This window comes from Rhizobium sp. RSm-3, assembly GCF_001854685.1.
GTDB lineage: Bacteria > Pseudomonadota > Alphaproteobacteria > Rhizobiales > Rhizobiaceae > Rhizobium > Rhizobium ecuadorense.
In genome coordinates, this window is the sequence record NZ_MAWZ01000060.1 from 109,272 (window position 1) to 129,710 (window position 20,439).

Annotated in this window: 14 protein-coding genes; 5 read left to right on the plus strand and 9 right to left on the minus strand. The window is 62.8% G+C overall.

All coding sequences use genetic code 11. From position 1 onward, the window contains the following. The first annotated feature begins 157 nt into the window (after nt 1-157). Nucleotides 158-6,259, plus strand: a complete 6,102-nt coding sequence (locus BBJ66_RS32015; RefSeq protein WP_071093246.1) for a translocation/assembly module TamB domain-containing protein — start codon at nt 158-160, stop codon at nt 6,257-6,259. 173 nt (nt 6,260-6,432) lie between these two features. Here the strand turns inward: BBJ66_RS32015 and BBJ66_RS32020 are convergent, their stop codons facing one another. Then, complete coding sequence (locus tag BBJ66_RS32020) at nt 6,433-6,870, minus strand: Lrp/AsnC family transcriptional regulator (protein WP_184340771.1); 438 nt, start codon at nt 6,868-6,870, stop codon at nt 6,433-6,435. 122 nt (nt 6,871-6,992) lie between these two features. Between BBJ66_RS32020 and rocF the strand changes: the two genes are divergently transcribed. From rocF to BBJ66_RS32040, 4 genes are all read left to right on the plus strand, one after another. After that, complete coding sequence (gene rocF, locus BBJ66_RS32025; RefSeq protein ID WP_071093248.1) at nt 6,993-7,928, plus strand: arginase; 936 nt, start codon at nt 6,993-6,995, stop codon at nt 7,926-7,928. Nucleotides 7,929-7,960: 32 nt separating this feature from the next. After that, nucleotides 7,961-9,160: an ornithine--oxo-acid transaminase gene (gene rocD / locus BBJ66_RS32030; RefSeq protein WP_071093250.1), complete on the plus strand. Its 1,200-nt coding sequence runs from the start codon at nt 7,961-7,963 to the stop codon at nt 9,158-9,160. A 196-nt stretch (nt 9,161-9,356) separates the two neighbouring features. Beyond that, nucleotides 9,357-9,833, plus strand: coding sequence for a chemotaxis protein CheW (locus tag BBJ66_RS32035; protein ID WP_003567163.1), 477 nt, complete (start codon nt 9,357-9,359; stop codon nt 9,831-9,833). Nucleotides 9,834-10,120: 287 nt separating this feature from the next. Further along, nucleotides 10,121-11,896: a methyl-accepting chemotaxis protein gene (locus BBJ66_RS32040; RefSeq protein ID WP_071093252.1), complete on the plus strand. Its 1,776-nt coding sequence runs from the start codon at nt 10,121-10,123 to the stop codon at nt 11,894-11,896. Nucleotides 11,897-11,917: 21 nt separating this feature from the next. Here BBJ66_RS32040 and BBJ66_RS32045 read toward each other — a convergent pair whose 3' ends face one another. The 8 genes from BBJ66_RS32045 to BBJ66_RS32080 form a co-directional block, all read right to left on the minus strand. After that, the gene (locus BBJ66_RS32045; protein ID WP_049733490.1) at nt 11,918-12,163 is read right to left on the minus strand and encodes a formate dehydrogenase subunit delta; all 246 of its coding nucleotides are present in this window, start codon (nt 12,161-12,163) and stop codon (nt 11,918-11,920) included. Continuing rightward, nucleotides 12,153-12,980: a formate dehydrogenase accessory sulfurtransferase FdhD gene (fdhD, locus tag BBJ66_RS32050; RefSeq protein ID WP_071093254.1), complete on the minus strand. Its 828-nt coding sequence runs from the start codon at nt 12,978-12,980 to the stop codon at nt 12,153-12,155. The genes BBJ66_RS32045 and fdhD overlap by 11 nt, the downstream gene beginning before the upstream one ends. 64 nt (nt 12,981-13,044) lie before the next feature. Then, entirely contained in the window at nt 13,045-15,924 is a 2,880-nt protein-coding gene (gene fdhF, locus BBJ66_RS32055) for a formate dehydrogenase subunit alpha (RefSeq protein WP_049733488.1), read from the minus strand. A 63-nt stretch (nt 15,925-15,987) separates the two neighbouring features. Then, nucleotides 15,988-17,544 (minus strand): formate dehydrogenase beta subunit, encoded by a 1,557-nt coding sequence (locus BBJ66_RS32060; RefSeq protein ID WP_049733487.1) that lies wholly within the window; start codon nt 17,542-17,544, stop codon nt 15,988-15,990. Next, nucleotides 17,541-18,020 (minus strand): formate dehydrogenase subunit gamma, encoded by a 480-nt coding sequence (locus BBJ66_RS32065; RefSeq protein ID WP_049733486.1) that lies wholly within the window; start codon nt 18,018-18,020, stop codon nt 17,541-17,543. Before BBJ66_RS32065 ends, BBJ66_RS32060 begins: the two co-directional genes overlap by 4 nt. A 135-nt stretch (nt 18,021-18,155) precedes the next feature. Beyond that, nucleotides 18,156-19,049 (minus strand): LysR family transcriptional regulator, encoded by an 894-nt coding sequence (locus BBJ66_RS32070; RefSeq protein ID WP_049733485.1) that lies wholly within the window; start codon nt 19,047-19,049, stop codon nt 18,156-18,158. Nucleotides 19,050-19,232: 183 nt separating this feature from the next. Beyond that, nucleotides 19,233-19,562: an ArsR/SmtB family transcription factor gene (locus BBJ66_RS32075; RefSeq protein ID WP_049733484.1), complete on the minus strand. Its 330-nt coding sequence runs from the start codon at nt 19,560-19,562 to the stop codon at nt 19,233-19,235. Between the two features lie 103 nt (nt 19,563-19,665). Beyond that, nucleotides 19,666-20,436, minus strand: coding sequence for an SDR family NAD(P)-dependent oxidoreductase (locus BBJ66_RS32080; RefSeq protein WP_049733483.1), 771 nt, complete (start codon nt 20,434-20,436; stop codon nt 19,666-19,668). Nucleotides 20,437-20,439 lie beyond the last annotated feature (3 nt).

The window sequence follows — 20,439 nt, forward strand, 5'->3', positions numbered from 1 at the left end:
TTTTAGGCCCGGTCGGCCTAAAATCTGAATCCTGTTCTACATTAAAGAGTTAGAGCATGATGTCATAAGAAAACCGCTCACACTTTTCGGCATCATGCTCTAGAAGGGCCGATGTCGATTTGTGAACCATCGTGAAAACGGGGTAGTGTCCGCGCCGATGCAAATGCTGGCAAAAATCGTCAACTGGATCCTGCGGCTCACCGCCTATGGCGTGGGCGTCACGTTGATTCTTGCCGTCCTGGCACTGGCGATCTTCGGCTTCACCGCCTTTGGCGCCCGCATCGTCACCGAAAAAATAGCCTCGACGCTGTCCAACCGCGACATGACGATCACGGTGCGTGAACCGCAGGGTCTTTTGACCGGCGGACTTCGCGCCGCCGAGATCTCGATCTCCGACACCAGAGGCGTCTTTGCCGAAATCCATGGCATCGCCATCGACTGGAACCCGCTGGCGCTGCTGACCGGAACCTTCCACGCCAAACGCTTCGAGATCGAAGCGATCGACGTGCTGCGCAAGCCGGTGCGTACCCTGCCCTCGCGGCCCGGCGCGGAAAATACCGGCGGCTTCAGCCTTCCGATCAAGGTCGATATCGACCGCGTCGCGCTGCCCGACATCAAACTGTCCGAACCCTTTGCCGGGCGCGCCTTTGCGCTCGCCGCCGAAGGTAGCCTGTCGGCCAACCGCGATGGCGGCGAGGCAATCGTCAATGTCAGCCGCCACGCCGTCCCGGATGCGCGGCTCGCCGCCGACATCGCCTATGCGCCGGCCGAAAACCGGCTGCAGCTGAAGGCGCAGCTTGCCGAACCGAAGGGCGGGCTGCTGGCGGGCTTTCTCGGCCTGCCGGACAGCCCCGCCGTCAACATCGATGTCGACGGCCAGGGGCCGATATCCGACTGGAGAGGCAAAGTGCAGGCCGCTCTCGACGGGCAGCAACGCGCCGCAATCGAGGCCCGGCATCAGATCGGCGCGGACGGACTGCACCACCTCGACCTCAAGGGTGGCGGCGACCTGAGCTCGCTGCTTCCCTCGGCATTCCGGCCGCTTTTTTCAGGCCAGACCAATATCGATCTTGCCACCACCTTCGACAACCGCGGCAAGATCGATATCCAGACCGGCAATATCGCCACCGGCAGCGTCGTCATCGCCGCCTCCGGCACCCTCGATCCGGCCGGCAACAACAGCCTGAACGCCAACCTGCTCGGCACGTCGGGGCCTGTCGACTTCCGCTGGCCGCTCGCCGAAGGCGAAGCGCGATTCCTGATTTCAGGTCTCAACCTGGCGCTGACGGGCGATGCGCAGGCAGCCCGACTGAACGTCAGCGGCTCGCTCGACACTGCGACCCTGCCGCAGGCTGATATCGGCAATGTCAAGCTGACGGCAAAGAGCGATGCCTTCAATCTCGCCGCCCGTTCCGGCAGCGTCCAGCTGCGCCTGGTTGCCGGCGACATGACATTTGCGGAGCCGAACCTCAATCGCGCCGTCCAGGGCCCGGTCACGATCGCCTCGCCTCTGCAGATCACGCCCGGCAGCATCGGCTTCAACGGCACCACCGTCGAAAGCGCCAATATCAACGGCAGCCTCAATGGTTCCTACCGGCTGGCCGACCAGGCGCTGACCGGCAACGTCAAGCTCACCGTCGCTCCGGCAGCCCTGCCGGTTGCGGTCTCGGGCAGGTTCGACGGACCGATCGCGCTCGAAAGCCAGCTGGTCGGCACCATCCCGTCGAAACTCGCACTGTCCAACCTCGTCTTGACCTCCGGCACGCTTGAGGCCGCCGGCAACGTCGCGCTCGACGGCTCGAAGGTGAATGCCGATCTCTCCGGCCGGCTGCCCGACATCGGCAAACTCGTGAACGGCGCCAGCGGCGGGGCGGGTTATGCGTTGAGAGTGGGCGGCGAGCTGCCGGCACTCTCGGTGACGGTCAATCTCAAGGCCCCCAGCCTTGAAATGGCCGACCGCACGCTCGGCAATCTCAATATCGACCTGTCGGGTGTCGCCGACCCCAAGGCGCCGCAAGGCAGGATCGCCGCCACCGGCGCGATCGACGGCCAGCCGATAAGCATCAATGGCGACATAAGCTCTGCGGACGGCAGGATGCGTATTCCGGCGCTGACGGCCGATATCGGCGGCAACCGGCTGACCGGCAATCTGGAATTCTCCCCCGCCCTGGAGCCGACCGGCGCGCTCGCCTTCGATTTCCCCAATATCGGCCTGCTAGCGGCACTCGGCGGGCAGAAGGCCGAAGGCGATCTCAAAGGCTCGCTCGGCATCGTGAGCGACAATGGAAAGATCGCGCTCAAGCTGCGTGCAACCGGTGCTTCGATCCGCCGCGATACGCTTGCGATCGTCAAGCCGGATATCGACGTCACAGTCAGCGACCTCTCCACCCTTGCGGCAAACGGCACGGTCAAGGCCGAGGAACTGAATGCGGGAGCGAACAGGCTTGCCGGCCTTTCACTCGGTTTTGCCAGGCAGCAGAACCAGACCGACTTCGATCTCAATGCCGCCTATGACGGCAATCCGGTGCTGGCCGCCGGCAATATCGAGATGGCGGGCGGCGCGATCGACCTCAACCTCGATCGTTTCTCCGCAAGCCCCCGCAATATCCCGGTCGAGCTTGCCGCCCCGACGCAGGTCAAAATCGCTGGCGGCACCGCCAGCCTGACGGGGCTGACGCTGAAAACCGGAACCGGCTCGGTGAGCGTCACCGGATCGGCCGGCGAGACGCTGAAACTCGATGCCGATATCCGCGAATTGCCGGCAGCACTCGCCAATGGTTTCGTGCCGAACCTTTCGGCCGGCGGCACGATCTCCGGAAGGATTGCGGTGACGGGAACGCCAGCCGCACCCGTCGCCGATTTCAAGCTCGACTGGAAGGATGCGACGACGGGCCAGACCAAGGGCGCCGGGGTCGCACCGCTCGGCATCACCGCCGGCGGAAAATTCGCCGACAACAGGCTCGATTTCGACACGACGATATCAGGTGGTGACGGCCTGTCGCTCAAAGCCGCCGGCAATGTCCTGCTCACCGATCCGAAGACACCGGTCCTGGATATCGACGCCGATATCCTCAACCTGCCCGCCCGCATCGCCAATGGTTTCGTTCCCGATCTTGCCGCCGAAGGCGTGATAACCGGCAAACTCTCGGCGACTGGACCCCTCTCCGCGCCGATCGCCGATTTCGATCTCGATTGGAAGGGTGCTGCGACGAGCCACACCAAGCGTGCCGGCCTTGCGGACCTCGCGGTGAAGGCATCCGGTAAATTCGCCGACAGCAAGCTCGATTTCGACACGGCGATATCGGGCGCCGACCGCCTCTCGCTGAAAGCAAACGGCAATGTCGCCGTCACCGGCACGACGGTCGGCAACGTCAAGGTCGATGCAACGCTCAGCAATATCCCGGCGGGCATCGCAAACAGCTTCGTCGCCGATCTCGCCGCCGAAGGCGCAATCTCCGGCACGGTCTCGGCCGCAGGCTCGCTTGCCGCTCCGACCGCCAATTTCGACCTTGTTTGGAAAGGTGCTGCGACCAGCCATACCAAGCGGGCCGGCCTTGCCGCTCTCGGCCTGACCACATCGGGAAAATTTGCCGACAACAAGCTCGAGTTCACCGCCGCCGCCAGCGGCGGCGAAGGCCTCTCGCTGAAGAGCACCGGCAATGTCGTCCTCGCCGGCACGACGGTCGAAACCATCAAGGTCGATGCCGAGATCGCCAGGATTCCGGCCAGCCTCGCAAATGCCTTCGTTCCGGATCTGGCGGCCGGCGGCACGATATCGGGCACGCTGTCGGCCGCCGGCACACCCGCCGCACCGAATGCCGACTTCAAGCTCGCCTGGACCGATGCCGCGACCAGCCACACCAGAAGCGCTCGCGTCTCGGGACTGGCGCTTGCCGCATCGGGTCATTTCGCCGACAACCGGCTCGATTTCGATGCCGATCTCGCCGGCAAGGACGGCCTCTCGCTGAAAGCCAAGGGCAATGTCGCCACATCAGGCACGTCGGTCCGCAACCTTGACGTCAAGGCCGATCTTGCCAACCTGCCGGCAGCCCTGGCCAACGGCTTCGTCCCCGGCCTTGCCGCCGAGGGCACGGTGTCGGGAACGGCATCCGCCTCCGGCGCCCTGCCCAAACCCGCCGTCGATTTCAAGCTCGATTGGAAAAACGCCGCCACGGCTCAGACCAGAAGCAGCGGCCTTTCCGGCCTGAGTGCCGCCGCCTCCGGAAAATACGCCAATGACAGGGTCGACTTCGATGCCAACCTTGCCGGCAAGGACGGGGTGCTGGCCAAGGCCACCGGCGGCGTCACCATTGCCGGAACGGCCATCCGCGATCTTTCGATCAATGCCGATATTCCCGCTCTGCCGGCCAATATCGCCAATGCCTTCGTGCCCGGTCTCGGTGCCGAAGGCATGCTTTCGGCCAACGCCGTCACGTCGGGAACGCCAGCCAATCCGATCGTCGATTTCAAACTCGACTGGAAGGATGCCGCGACCAGCCACACCAAGGCTGCCGGCCTCTCCCGCCTGGCACTGGCGGCGACGGGAAAATATGCCGGTGACCGGCTCGATTTCGATGCCAGTCTCAGCGGCAGCGGCGGCATAGCGCTGAAGGCCGCCGGCAATCTTTCGATCGCCGGCACCTCGATCCGCGCGGTCGATGTCACGGCGGATGCGACCAATGTCCCGGCCGGCATCGCCAACGGCTTTGTGCCCGGTCTTGGCGCCGAAGGCGCGGTCACCGCGACCGCAAAGGCCACCGGCGCGCTATCGTCGCCCTCGGTCGATTTCAAGGTCGACTGGAAGAACGCGGCGACGAGCCAGACAAAAGGCGCCGGCCTTTCGCCGTTCACTATCGGCGCATCGGGCAAACTTGCCGGCAACCGGCTGACGGTCGACACCAGCCTTGCCGGCGACGCCGGCATGTCGCTGAAGGGCGGCGGCAGCGTGGTGATCACAGGCAATCGCGCCCTCGACATGCGCTTCAACGGCAACCTGCCTTTCGCCGTGCTCGGCGCGCCGCTGGCACAGCAGGGCCTCGTCGCCGACGGCGTCGCCACCGTCAACCTGGAGATCGGCGGAACGGCCGCAGCACCGGTCATCAACGGCACCGTCACGACCTCAGGCGCAAAGCTCGTCGACGTCCGCCGCAATCTCGCCGTCAACAATCTGGCGGCAACCGTGAGCTTCAACGGCAGCCAGGCCGTCATCTCCCGCCTCAACGGCAATCTCGGCGGCGGCGGCACGATTTCGGCAAGCGGCACGATCGGCATCCAGCCGGCCGGCGGTTTTCCCGCCGATATTTCGATCAAGCTGGATAAAGCGGTCTATGTCGATGGAACCCTCGTCGTCTCCACCGTCAACGGCACGCTCGGCCTGCGTGGGCCGATCATGAATTCGACGCTGAGCGGCAAACTTCGGCTGGACAAGACCTCGATCACCGTCCCGGAAAAATTGCCGACCTCGCTCAGGGAAATAGACATCCGCCATAAGAATGCGCCGCGCGCGGTGCTCGCGCAGCTGCGCGACGACGGCGAGCAGAAACCCGCCGAGAAATCCTCCACGATCACCCTCGATCTGGAAATCGACGCGCCCTCGCACATCTTCGCACGCGGCCGCGGCATCGATGCCGAGCTTGGCGGCAAGGTGACGATCCGCGGAACGGCGGCAGCGCCGATCGTGACCGGCGGCTTCACCATGCGCCGCGGCCGATTGACCATTCTCAACCGCCGCCTGGATTTCACCGACAAGAGCCGGATCACCTTTGCCGGCGACCTGACGCCGGCGCTCGATATGGAGGCGACCTCGACCTCCGGCTCGACGACGCTGACCGTCGATGTCGCGGGCCTCGCCACGGACCCGGCAATCACCTTCTCCTCCTCGCCGCAGCTGCCACAGGATGAGGTGCTGGCGCAGCTGATCTTCGGCCAGTCGATGTCAAAACTCTCGCCGGTGCAGATCGCCCAGCTCGCCGACGCCGTCAGCCAGCTGGCCGGCAACCGCTCGACCTCGCTTTTCGAAGGCCTGCGCAACCAGCTCGGCGTCGACGATCTCGACATCAGCACCGATTCCAAGGGCCAGACCAGCGTCAGCGTCGGCCGCTACCTCAACGACCGCACCTATTTCGAATTGCAGCAGGGCGGCGCGGCCGGCGCCAAGGCGATCATCAACCTCGACGTCGGCCGCGGCGTCAAGCTGCGCGGTGCTGCCGGCGGCAATGGTGCCGGCGAAGCGGGCATCGTCTACGAACGGGAATATTGAGCCGGCTTAGTTCAAGAGAGATACGGCGGACGGCTGTCCGATTCCCCCCGAAGATGCCCCTCACCCTAACCCAACCGGGGTCGAGACCCGTGGCTCGACCCCGGTCGGTGCCGGCAGGCGGATGAGGGGCAGGCTCGCCGATTTCACAGGCCAGGGTGCCGCATGACAATACGCTAAAAACCCGTCTTGCTGGTCTTCAGCAGAATATTGCTCTCCGTAGAATTGATCCCGTTGATCAGCCGGATGCGGCGCAGCGTCTCGTCGAAGGAGGCAAGATCGCGATCCTCGAGTTCGGCGACGAAATCCCATTTGCCGTTGGTGCTGTGAAGGGCGCGGACCTGCGGCAGGCCGCGCAGCTGATCGGCCACCCTGTCGGCGAGTTTGCCGAGCACCTCGATCATGACGATGGCACGCACGCCGGCCGATCGCGTTTCATGACCGGTGCGGATGGTGAAGCCGACGATGGTGCCGGCGGCGACCAGCCTGTCGATCCGCGCGGCAACCGTTGCCCGCGAGGCGCCGGTGATCGCCGCAAGCGAGGAGACGGAAATCCGGGCATTATGGCGAAGTGCACTGAGAAGCTCGGTATCGAGATCGTCCACGATGATCACTTTGTCAAAATAGGTTTATCAATTTGCGCAATCATAATCCATTTCTGACACTTTTCCATCTTTTTGCCGTCAGCCCTTTATCCCACTATCGGCCGAAACAGGCCTAACCGCGGAGCCCCCGAATGAATGCCCAATCGCGATCTGTCACCCTCATCGGCGCGCCGCTGGAAGAAGGCTCCGGCCGCAGGGGCGCTGCCATGGGCCCCGCGGCGCTGCGTATCGCCGGCGTCGACCAGACGCTGATCGAGCTTGGCCATGACGTCGCCGATCTCGGCGATCTCAGGATCGTGCCGGCGATGGACCTGCCGCATCATCCGAAGGCCCATAATCTCAGGATTGTCGGCGCCTTCACCCGTGCGCTCGAAAGCAGCGTCTATGACGTCGCCGCTTCCGGCCGTTTCCCGCTGATTCTCGGTGGCGACCACAGCCTGTCCATGGGCAGCGTCTCCGGCATGGCCCGATATGCCGCCGGCAAAGGCCGGCCGCTTTTCGTGCTGTGGCTCGATGCCCATGCCGATTTCAACTCTCCCGCCACCTCGCCCTCCGGCAATATCCACGGCATGCCCGTCGCCTTCTTCTGCGGCGAGGCGGAGTTCGCCGAGATCCTGCCGAAAGACCGCCCCTTCGTCGACCCGAAACATGTCTTTCAGGTCGGCATCCGTTCGGTCGATGCGCGCGAGCGCGAGGAAATCCACGAACACGGCGTCAACGTCTTCGATATGCGCGCGATCGACGAGCAGGGCATCGGCGCCATCATGCGTGAGATCCTCGATGCCGTCGCCAAGGCCAACGGCCTGCTGCATGTCAGCCTCGACCTCGATTTCCTCGATCCCGACATTGCCCCCGGCGTCGGCACCACGGTGCCTGGCGGCGCAACCTTCCGCGAGGCGCATCTGGTAATGGAAATGCTGTCCGACAGCGGCCTCGTTTCGTCGCTCGATCTCGTCGAACTCAATCCGTTTCTCGACGATCGCGGCAAGAGCGCCCGCGTCCTGGTGGAACTGACGGCAAGCCTCTTCGGGCGCCGCATCTTCGATCGCCCAACCCGCGCCGCATAAAAGGCACGCGCTGCATAAAGGAGGGAAGAACCATGAACACCTCGGAAAAACTGATCGCCACCGAACAGCGGCTCGGCGCCCACAACTACAAGCCGCTCGACGTGGTGCTGACGCGCGGCGAAGGTGTTCATGTCTGGGATACCGACGGCAATCGTTATCTCGATTGCCTCTCGGCCTATTCCGCCGTCAACCAGGGCCATTGCCATCCGAAGATCCTCGCCGCCATGGTCGAGCAGGCGGGGAGATTGACGCTCACCTCCCGCGCCTTCCGCAACGACCAGCTCGCCTATCTCTATGAGGAACTGGCGGCGCTGACCGGCTCGCACAAGATCCTGCCGATGAACTCAGGCGCCGAAGCCGTGGAGACCGCCATCAAGGCGGTGCGCAAATGGGGATACGAGGTCAAGGGCGTCCCGGAAGGCCAGGCGGAGATCATCGTCTGCGCCGATAATTTCCATGGCCGGACGCTGAGCATCATCAGTTTCTCCACCGATCCCGACGCCCGCACCGGCTTTGGCCCTTACACGCCGGGCTTCCGCACCATTCCCTTCGGCGATGCCGAGGCCTTCGAGGCCGCCATCAACGGCAACACGGTCGCAGCGCTGATCGAGCCGATTCAGGGGGAAGCCGGCGTCATCATCCCGCCGGCCGGGTATTTCACCCGCATTCGCGAGCTTTGCACTGATAACAACGTCACCCTCATCCTCGATGAGATCCAGACCGGACTCGGCCGCACCGGCAAGCTGCTGGCGGAGGAACATGAAGGCATCGAGGCCGATGTAACGCTGATCGGCAAGGCGCTGTCCGGCGGCTTCTACCCGGTGTCGGCCGTGCTATCGAATTCCGAGGTACTGGGGGTGCTGAAACCCGGCCAGCACGGCTCGACCTTCGGCGGCAACCCGCTTGCCTGCGCGGTGGCGCGCACCGCGCTGAAGGTGCTGACGGACGAGGGCATGATCGAGAATGCCGCCGATATGGGCGACTATTTCCTCGAAGGCCTCCGATCTATCCGTTCGAACATCGTCCGGGAGGTGCGCGGCCGCGGGCTGATGCTGGCGATCGAACTGGAGCCCGAAGCCGGCGGCGCGCGGCAATATTGCCATGCGCTGAAGGAACGCGGCCTGCTCGCCAAGGATACGCACGACCATACGATTCGCCTCGCTCCACCACTGGTCATCACCAGGGAACAGGTGGACTGGGCGGTCTCGCAGATCGAAAAGACGATAGGCTGACGTCAATCGGGGCTGAAAACCTTCGCAATACCGCTCCCGATTTAGATTTGGGCAACACTCTTTCGCTAATGTCGTCGTAACCGTAACGATGCTTGGCCGAGCGCAAAGCCATCGCGTGGTGTGAAGGCAAAGCTCGTCCGCGCCAATGGTGGCGCGCCCGCTTCTGCCCTGGCTTACGACAGTTGGGAAGAATTCTATGACCACGATCAATTCCACTAGCTTCAGCGGCGATACGCTCGAGATCATTGCCTTCCGCCTGCATGATCAGGAATTCTGCGTCAAGACCACGACCATCCGCGAAATTCGCGGCTGGGCGCCGTCGACGCCGATCCCGCATGCGCCGGCCGATGTCATCGGCGTCATGAACCTGCGCGGCTCGGTGATCCCGATTATCGATCTTGCCTACAAGCTCGGCATGAAGAGCACCGTCGCCAACGAACGCAGCGCCATTGTCGTCGCCGAAGTTCACAGCATGGTCATCGGCATGCTCGTCGACCGCGTCTCGGATATTCTCACCATCTCCTCCAGCCAGGTCCAGCCCGTGCCTGAGGTGACCGCCTCCTTCGACCGCGCCTATTGCGAAGGCATCATCGCTTCGGAAAATGGCATGATCTGCTTCCTGAACCTCGCCAAGATGTTCAAGGAAAACGAGACGGATGAACTGGCGGCCTGATTGCCATCAAGACAATTCCGATATTGAAAACCGCCCCCCGGGCGGTTTTTTGCTGCACGTCCAGGGAAATCGCCGCGGTCGCCGACTTCACATTTTATTATTAGCAACAGCTTTTATACGTAATATTAACCACGCTCCCTCAGCATGGTGATGAAGCATACGGATGATGAGTCTCCGGTACAGGGGAGATAACCGGCGAGCGGTTCTTCCCGGCACCGGTATACCTCAGCCGCCCCCTCGCTTCTCCAGCCGAAACAGCGGAAGCTGTGCATCTCAAAGGGACAGGAATGTTTGGTCTATCTTCCGATTCGAAATACATTCTTGACGCCATCTCCAGATCGCAGGCGATCATCGAATTCGATCTCAAGGGAAATATCCTGACGGCGAACGAGAATTTCTGCAAAGCGCTGGGTTACAGCCTGAGCGAAATCGTCGGCAAGCACCACAGCATGTTCTGCGAGCCGGCCTATACAGCAACCGCGGAGTACCGCGAATTCTGGGCGCGGCTCGGACGCGGGCAATATGATGCCGGCGCTTACAAGCGTCTTGGCAAGGGCAACCGGGAGATATGGATCCGGGCTTCCTATAATCCGGTTTCAAAAGGCGGAAAGCCATTCAAGGTCGTGAAGTTCGCGACCGACGTCACCGCCACGAAGAGGAAGGCAATCGAGGATTCCGGCAAACTGGAAGCGATCTCGCGCTCGCAGGCGGTAATCGAATTCAAGCCCAACGGCGAGATCCTGACGGCGAACGAGAATTTCTGTCAGGCCATGGGATATTCGCTGGCCGAAATCGCCGGCAAACATCACAGCATCTTCTGTGATCCCGCCTATGTCAGGACTGAGGAATACAGCAGCTTCTGGCAGCGTCTTGCCAATGGCGAATTCATCGCCAACGAATTCGTGCGTTTCGGCAAGGGCGGCCGCGAAATCTGGATCCAGGCGGCTTACAACCCGATCGTCGATGCCGACGGCAAGGTCTACAAGGTCGTGAAATTCGCAACCGACGTCACCCAGCGGATGAGCGCGATTTCCCTGCTCGGCGGCGCGTTGCGTCAGCTTTCCGAAGGGGATCTGACAAGGACGGTGGACACGCCCTTCGTCCCCTCGATGGAGCAGTTGCGCCATGATTTCAATACCGCGGTCAGAGGTCTTGCCGAGACGATGAAGACGATCGGCGAGAATGCCGTTGCGATCGCCGCCGGGTCGAGCGAAATCGGCGCATCGGCGGATTCCTTCTCCAAGCGGACGGAACAGCAGGCCGCATCGATCGAGGAGACGGCAGCCGCGCTGGAGGAAATCACCACCACCGTCAACGATTCCAGCCGCCGCGCCGATGAGGCGGGCCGCCTTGTCGCCGTAACGAAGCAGGGCGCCGAACAATCGGGCGTCGTGGTCCGCAACGCCGTCGCCGCCATGGACCAGATCGAACAATCCTCGCGCGAAATCACCAACATCATCGGCGTCATCGACGATATCGCCTTCCAGACCAATCTTTTGGCCTTGAATGCCGGCGTCGAAGCCGCCCGCGCCGGCGAAGCCGGCAAGGGCTTTGCGGTCGTCGCCCAGGAAGTCCGCGAACTCGCCCAGCGCTCCGCCAAGGCGGCGAAGGAGATCAAGGCGCTGATCAACAGCTCGAGCGACCTCGTCAAGAACGGTGTCGGCCTCGTCGGTCAGACCGGTAAGGCGCTCGAGGAGATCGTCACACAGGTCGGCGATATCAACGGCAACGTCGTTGCTATCGTCGAAGCTTCACGGGAACAGGCAACCGGCCTCAAGGAAATCAACCAGGCGGTCAATACGCTGGACCAGGCAACCCAGCAGAATGCCGCCATGGTCGAGGAGAGCACCGCCGCCAGCCATAGCCTGGCAAAGGAAGCCGAAATGCTGCGGGTCCTGCTGGCAAGATTCCGCCTGCCCGGCCAGACCCGCGCCCAGGCCCAGCAGATTGCCGGCAGGCCCGAGGCAAGACAGATAGCCTCGCCAGCATTGCATCTCGTTTCCCGTGTCGCAAAAGCGCACGGCGCAACTGCTGCAACCGCACAGAGCTGGGAAGAGTTTTGACGTCAGTCTTCCCCCGCCGCACTACCGGGCCTGGTTTGCTTCCGGCTCGGGCTTTCGGATCAAGGGAGCAGCCTGACGCACCAGCGCATCCAGACCATTCTCCTCGTTTTGCAGGATTTCGAACAATTGCCGCCGCATGCGCGGCTCCCAGAATTTGTTGATATGATTCGCGACCCCCTCGACGGCCTCGCTTGCCGGCTGGCTCTTGAAGAAGGTGGCGATCTGGTTTGCCATATAAACGAGCTTGGTCTTGGTATCATGCGACATCGGCGATGCTTCCGGGCAAGATGCGGTGCGGGTGGGTGAAAATCTCGAAATCCTCGCCGCGCACCAGCGCAACGAGCGTCATGCCGGCCGCTTCGGCCGTGCGGATGGCCAGAGCGGTCGGCGCTGAAATGGCAATCAGCACCGGACTGCCAAGGATCGCCGCCTTCTGCACCATCTCGACCGAGAGCCGGCTGGTGACGACGACGGCGCCGTCTCCGCCTCTTTCGCCAAGGCCGATGACGGCGCCACAAAGCTTGTCCAGCGCATTGTGCCGGCCGACATCTTCGCGGACCGCAAGCAATCCCTTAGCCGGAAGATAGAAGCCGGCGCCATGCACCGCCCGCGTCTCCCGATGCAGCAGCTGCGCCTCGTTCAAAAGCGAAACGGCGCGAACGATATCGGCATGCGACAACGCCAGCGGCGATGCCGAGACATGCGGCACCGGCCGCACCGCCTGCTCGATCGATTCGATGCCGCAGAGGCCGCAGCCGACCGGCCCCGCCATGCTGCGGCGGCGTGCCCGCAGCCGATCGGCGACGTCGTCGACCAGGCTCACCTGCACATCGATCCCCTGCTCACCCGCGACGACCTCGATGCCGGATATCTCCACCCGCTTCGCGATGATCCCTTCGGTCAGGCTGAAGCCGACGGCAAAATCCTCAAGATCGGCAGGCGTCGCCATCATCACCGCATGCGAGCTGCCGCCATAGGAAAAGGCGACCGGCACCTCTTCCGGCACGATGCGAGAGCCGCTGTGCATCAAGCCATTGCGGCGGGCGGTTTCGGCGGCGCGGGCGGTGGTGGGGAAATCTACCATGCGGCAAAAGGGTGAAAAACACCCTCCTCCGCCTCACCGTCAACGCCAGCCCGTCCCCCCATCGTCACTCCGCTGCCTCGAGCTTTCCGGCGATCCGGCGCGATTGCCGCGCTTGCTCGTCATATTCCATCTGCCAGTCGCTCGGGCCGTTGGAGGGCGAGACCTGCACCGCCGTCACCTTGTATTCCGGGCAGTTCGTCGCCCAGTCGGAAAAGTCGGTGGTGATGACGTTCGCCTGCGTATTGGGGTGATGGAAGGTCGTATAGACGACACCCGGCGCCACACGATCGGTGATCAGTGCCCGGAGCGTCGTGTCGCCGGAGCGGCTGCCGAGCTTCACCCAGTCGCCGTCGCGAACGCCGCGCTGCTCGGCATCGTGCGGATGGATTTCCAGCCGGTCTTCCGCATGCCAGACGACATTCTCGGTCCGCCGCGTCTGCGCCCCGACATTGTACTGGCTGAGGATGCGACCGGTGGTGAGCAGCAGCGGGAAGCGCGGACCGGTGCGCTCGTCGGTCGCCACATATTCGGTGCGGATGAACTTGCCCTTGCCGCGCACGAATCCGTTGACATGCATGATCGGCGAGCCGAGCGGGTTCTTCTCGTTGCAGGGCCACTGCACCGAGCCCATCTTTTCGAGATAGTCGTAGCTTACAAGCGCGAAACTCGGCGTGGTCGCCGCGATCTCGTCCATGATCTCCGACGGATGATTGTAGTTCCAGTCGAGTCCCATCGCCCGGGCAAGCTTCTGTGTCACTTCCCAGTCGCCATAACCGTTGCGCGGCGTCATCACCTTGCGCACGCGGTTGATGCGGCGCTCGGCATTGGTGAAGGTGCCGTCCTTCTCGAGGAAGGTCGAGCCCGGCAGGAAGACATGAGCGTAATTGGCGGTCTCGTTGAGGAACAGGTCCTGCACGACGACGCATTCCATCGCGGCCAGTCCGGCCGCGACATGTTTCGTATCGGGATCGGACTGGAGAATGTCCTCGCCCTGAACGTAGAGACCCTTGAAGGAACCGTCGACCGCCGCATCCAGCATGTTGGGAATGCGCAGGCCCGGCTCGTTGTTGATCTTCACGCCCCAGAGCTTTTCGAAGATATCGCGCGTCGCATCGTCGGAAATGTGCCGGTAGCCGGGCAGTTCGTGCGGGAAGGAGCCCATGTCGCAGGAGCCCTGCACATTGTTCTGGCCGCGCAACGGGTTCACGCCGACGCCGGGGCGGCCGATATTGCCGGTCGCCATCGCCAGATTGGCGATCGCGATGACGGTGGTCGAGCCCTGGCTGTGTTCGGTGACGCCGAGACCGTAATAGATCGCGCCGTTGCCGCCCTTGGCATAGAGCCTTGCCGCGCCGCGCAGATCCGCCGCCGGTACGCCGGTGAAGATCTCGGTCTCTTCGGGGCTGTGCGCCGGTTCGGCGACGAAACCAGCCCAGTCCTCGAATTCCGACCAGTCGCAGCGCTCGCGGATAAACGCCTCGTCATAGAGCCCTTCGGTGACGATCACATGCGCCAGCGCCGTCATGACAGCGACATTGGTGCCGGGCTTCAGCGGCAGATGGTAAGAAGCCTCGATATGCGGCGACCGGACGATATCGGTGCGGCGCGGATCGATGACGATGAGCTTGGCGCCCTGGCGCAGCCGCTTCTTCAGCCGCGAGGCGAATACCGGATGGCCGTCCGTCGGGTTGGCACCGATGATGACGACAACATCGGAATACTCGACGCTGTCGAAGTTCTGCGTGCCGGCCGAGGTGCCGAAGGCCTGGCCGAGACCGTAGCCAGTCGGCGAATGGCAGACGCGGGCGCAGGTATCGACATTGTTGTTGCCGAAGCCGGCGCGGACCAGCTTCTGCACCAGATAGGTTTCCTCATTGGTGCAGCGCGACGAGGTGATGCCGCCGATCGACTCGCGGCCATACTGATACTGAATACGGCGGAACTCCGACGCCACATGCGCGAAGGCCTCGTCCCAGCTCACCTCCCGCCAGGGATCGCTGACCTTTTCGCGGATCATCGGGTTGAGGATGCGGTCCTTATGGGAGGAATAGCCGTAAGCAAAGCGGCCCTTGACGCAGGAATGGCCGCGATTGGCCTGGCCATCCTTCCACGGCACCATGCGCACCAGCTCCTCGCCGCGCATCTCCGCCTTGAAGGAACAGCCGACACCGCAATAGGCGCAGGTGGTGATGGCCGAATGCTCGGGCTGGCCGATCTCTATCACCGACTTCTCCGTCAGCGTCGCCGTCGGGCAGGCCTGGACGCAGGCGCCGCAAGAGACACATTCGGAATCGATGAAAGCTTCATGCGCACCCGAGGAAACCTTGGAGCCGAAACCGCGCCCCTCGATCGTCAGCGCGAAAGTGCCTTGCACCTCTTCGCAGGCGCGCACGCAGCGCGAACATACGATGCACTTGGAGGGATCAAAGGTGAAATAGGGATTGGATTCGTCCTTCGGCGTCCATTTCAGATTGATCTCGCCATTGTTGCGCGCCCTGATGTGGTTGTCGCCGTCATAGCCGTAGCGCACGTCACGCAGGCCGACGGCGCCCGCCATGTCCTGCAATTCGCAATCGCCGTTGGCAGCGCAGGTCAGACAGTCGAGCGGGTGGTCGGAAATATAAAGCTCCATCACGCCGCGGCGAACATCCTTCAGCCGTCCCGTCTGCGTGTGCACCACCATGTTGGCCGCCACCGGCGTCGTGCAGGAGGCAGGCATGCCCGCCCGGCCCTCGATCTCGACGAGACAGAGCCGGCAGGAACCGAAGGCGTCGATCATGTCGGTGGCGCAGAGCTTCGGCACCGTGATGCCGGCCTCCATCGAAGCGCGCATGATCGAGGTGCCCTCCGGCACGCTGATCTGCTGCCCATCGATGGTGAGTGTCACCATCACCTCGGATGTCGAAGCAGGAGTGCCGTAGTCGATTTCATGGATGAGAGACATGGTCGGCCTCCTGTCTGGAAGTGAAAATGAGCAATTCGGAGGGAGCTGACGGGTAGAAGGCCATCATTCCGCAGCCTCCACCATCGGCGCCGGCGAAAAATCCTCCGGGAAATGCGTCATGGCGCTCATGACCGGATAGGGCGTGAAACCGCCGAGCGCGCAGAGCGAGCCGAATTTCATCGTATTGCAGAGATCGGTGAGCAGCGCCCGGTTCTTCTCCGGCTCGATGCCATGGGCGATCTTGTCGGCCGTCTCGACGCCGCGCGTCGAGCCGATGCGGCAGGGCGTGCACTTGCCGCAGCTTTCGACGGCGCAGAATTCCATGGCGAAACGCGCCTGCTTCAGCATGTCGGCTGTGTCGTCGAAGACGACGATGCCGGCATGGCCGATCAGCCCGTCCCTTGCAGCGAAGGCTTCGTAATCGAACGGCGTGTCGAACAGTGCCCGCGGGAAATAGGCCCCGAGCGGCCCACCGACCTGCACGGCCTTGACCGGCCGTCCTGTCGCCGTACCGCCGCCGATCCTGTCGACGATATCGCCGAGCGCAAGACCGAAGGCCGTTTCGTAAAGACCGCCATATCTGATATTGCCGGCGATCTGTAGCGGGATGGTGCCGCGCGAGCGGCCCATCCCGAAATCGCGATAGAAGGCCGCACCCTTCTCCATGATGACAGGCACTGAGGCGAGCGAGATCACATTGTTGATGACGGTCGGACAGTCAAACAGCCCCTTATGCGCCGGCAACGGCGGCTTGGCGCGCACGACGCCGCGCTTGCCTTCGAGGCTGTTCAGCAGCGCCGTCTCCTCGCCGCAGACATAGGCGCCGGCGCCGGTCCGCACCTCGATATCGAAGGCGCGGCCGGAGCCGAGCACCGAAGGGCCGAGTATCCCGGCTTGGCGCGCGATGGCGACAGCCTCGGTCATCGCAGCGATGGCGTGCGGATATTCCGAACGCGTGTAGACGAAGCCCTTCGTGGCGCCGGTAGCAAGTCCTGATATCGCCATGCCCTCGATCAGCACGAAGGGATCACCCTCCATGATCATCCGGTCGGCAAAGGTGCCGCTGTCGCCCTCGTCGGCGTTGCAGACGATATATTTGCGGTCGCCGGCGGCATCGAGAACCGTCTTCCACTTGATGCCGGTGGGGAAACCCGCGCCGCCACGGCCGCGAAGGCCGGAATCGGTGACTTCCTTGACGATTTCGGCAGGCGCCATCGAAACGGCGCGGCGAAGGCCGGCAAGGCCGCCATGCGCTTCGTAATCGGCCAGCGACAGCGGATCGGTGACGCCGCAGCGGGCGAAGGTCAGGCGGGTCTGTTCCTTCAGGAACGGGAGGTCTTCAACCTCCCCGAGACAGAGCGGGTGATCGCCGCCATCGATGATCCCGGCATCGAACAGAACGGACACATCCTTTGCCTTCACCGGTCCGTAGCCGATGCGCTTGCCGGCAAGCTCGACCTCGACCAGCGGCTCCAGCCAGAACATTCCGCGCGAGCCGTTGCGCACGATCTCGGCATCAAGGCCGCGGGCGGCGATCTCCTGGGCAATCGCCTTTGCCACCTTTTCGGCCCCGAGCGCCAGCGCAGCGGCATCGCGCGGAACATAAATCCTGACTGTCATCGGCGTGCCTCCGCAACGAGTTCGGCCGCCGTCTGATCGTCGATCCGGCCGTAGACCTCGCCGTCGAGCATCGCCGACGGGGCGCAGGCGCAGAGCCCGAGGCAGTAGACCGGTTCCAGCGTCACACTGCCGTCGAGCGTCGTCTGGTGAAAATCGATGCCGAGCAGCGTCTTCACACGTTCGGCCACCGCATCGCCGCCCATCGACTGACAGGCCTCGGCCCGACAGAGCTTCAGCACATGCCGGCCGGCCGGATGGTCGCGGTAATCATGATAGAAGGTCACCACGCCATGCACCTCGGCGCGGGAAAGGTTCAGTTCCTCCGCTATCACAGGCACGGCCTCCTGCGGCACATAGCCGAATTCTTCCTGAACCTCGTGCAGAATGGGAAGCAGCGGCCCTTCAAGGAAGCGAAGCTCGGCGACGATGGCACGGGTGCGCGCTGTGATATCGCCTTCGGCGATATGAATGGTCATAAGGCAGCCCTCCCAGCCGCTTGCTCGTTACAGGAATGGCAGACTCCCCCAGCCAATCACCATTCCATAACCAGCATCTCAGGGAAGCCGAGCGTGATCAATAAAGCTATCCTGTGGATCGATAGATTTTTCCTATCAGAGTTCCTCGTCCCTCACGAGCACCCGCGCTTCGTGCAGCAAGGCCGAGACGAGCGGCGTGAAGGGTTCACGATAAGGCGCTACGAGCCCGACCAGATGATGCGCTTCCGGTTCGACGATCGGAATCATCCGGATTTCCACTGGAAAACCAAAAGATTTGGCGACATTGCGCGGCATGATGCTCGCCCAGCGTCCGGTTCGAACATGCGAAAACAGCACGATCATCGAATTGGATTCGAGCGTCGGATGCACACTTGCGCCTGCTTCCGTCAGGTGCCGATTGATGATTCGGCGGTTCTGCATGTCGGCGGTCAATAGACAAAGCCGAAGATCGCCGACCTCCTTCCAGGTCACATTGTCGCGATCGGACAGCGGGCTGCCTGCAGCCGTGATCAGATGGTAACGCTCGGCATAGAGCGGAACGCTGGTGACACGGCCGAGCGGTTCATTTTCGAGATAGGTGATGCCGGCATCGATTTCGAGGTTTTCGAGCATGCTCAGCACCTGCAGCGAATTGCGTGAGACGATCGAGAAGGTGACGCCGGGATGCCGCTCCTGAAAGGGCGTGGTGATGCGCGACAGCATGGCGAGCGCCGTCGGAATGGCGGCGAGACGGATATGGCCGGAAAGACCGCGGCGCGCGGCGCGCATCTCCTCGCGCATGGTGCGGGCGTCGCCGACGATGCGGCGAGCCCATTCGAGCACGCGCTGCCCTTCCGGCGTCAAGCCCTGAAACCGCGAGCCGCGCTGCACCAGCATGACGCCGAGCTGATCCTCGAGCTGCCGGATCGCGGCCGACAACGTCGGCTGTGAAATCCCGCATTCTTCGGCGGCGCGGCCGAAATGTTTTTCATTGGCAAGGGCGATGAAGAATTCCAGCTTGTCGATCATCCGGTCTCCCGCGACATTCCGCGTCCGGCCTCATCTTCGACATAGCAGCGACGCTCCGCAAGGGCGGTGCTAATGCATGTCGCCCAAAAGTGTGCAGCGGTTTTGGGACGACGACATGCATAACACAAAAAACTAAAGCGCGTCGCATGAAGCAAGTTCTTTGCGACGCGCTTTAACAGTTTTCTACAATGGGAAAAGCTCAAACAGCGATTCGAGGAAGGCAAGCACGCTGACATTGCCGATACTGTAATAAACCAGCCTGCCCTGACGGCGCGTATTGACCAGACCTTCGAGCCGCAAACGCGCAAGCTGCTGCGAGACCATCGCCTGCTGTATGCCGAGAATATTTTCGATTTCCCCGACCGTCCGCTCCTGTTTTGCCAGTATGCAGAGGATCAGAAGTCGGGTGTGATGCGCCAAAGCTTTCAGCAGATCGCTCGCTTCATGGGCTTTTCCAGCGAGTATGTGCAAGTCCTGGCCGGTCATCCCCGGCTCCGGTTTAGGCAACGGCATTCGATATCTCGGAAGGGAGGCGGTGTGGTAGATCAGCACAATAGCATATTCGCACAAGCGAATTGGTCAATAGTGATGAAATGCCAAAAAAGGTCCAAGTAAATCAGCAGATAAGCTGTCCGCCATTGATCTCGATCACCTGGCCGGTGATGTATCCCGACAGCAAGGGAGCTGCCAGGAACAGATAGGCGGGAGCGCAATCCTCCGCCGTGCCGAGCCGCTGCAACGGGATGGATTTCCGGGTCTGCTCCAGTTTTTCCCTGGAGGAATAGCGCTCGTGGAAATCCGTCTCGATCGTTCCCGGCGAGACGCAGTTGACGCGGATGCCGTCCGGGGCAAGCTCGCGGGCAAGCGCCTTCGAATAGGTCGCAACGAAGGCTTTCGAGGCCGAATAGATTGAGGAGCCGGGGCTGCCGCCGGTCAGCGCCGAGATCGAAACTGTGTTGACGACGGCAGCACCCTCGGCCGCCTTCAATGCCGGCAGCAAGGCGCGCGTCAGCGCCACCACCGATGTCTGGTTGAGCCGGATGACCGCCTCATATTCCGCGTCGGTCAGCGTCGCAGCCGGAAAACGGCCGAGCATGGTGCCGGCATTGTTGACGAGCACATGCACCTTGTCGAAGAATGCGAGAACATCTTCGGCAAATTGCGCCGCCCCGCCGGCGGCGGAGAAATCGGCATGCAGCAGCAGCGCCCGTCTTTCCGATTCAGCCGTCAGCAGGAAATCCGGCAGGTCTCGCCCCGGCTTGCGCCCGGTGTGAACGATGACCTTCGCGCCGCAATCCAGAAACTGCCGAGCGACTTCCAGGCCGATGCCGCGGCCGGCGCCGGTGACGACGACATTGCGATTTTCAAACAGTCTTGGATGAAACACGAA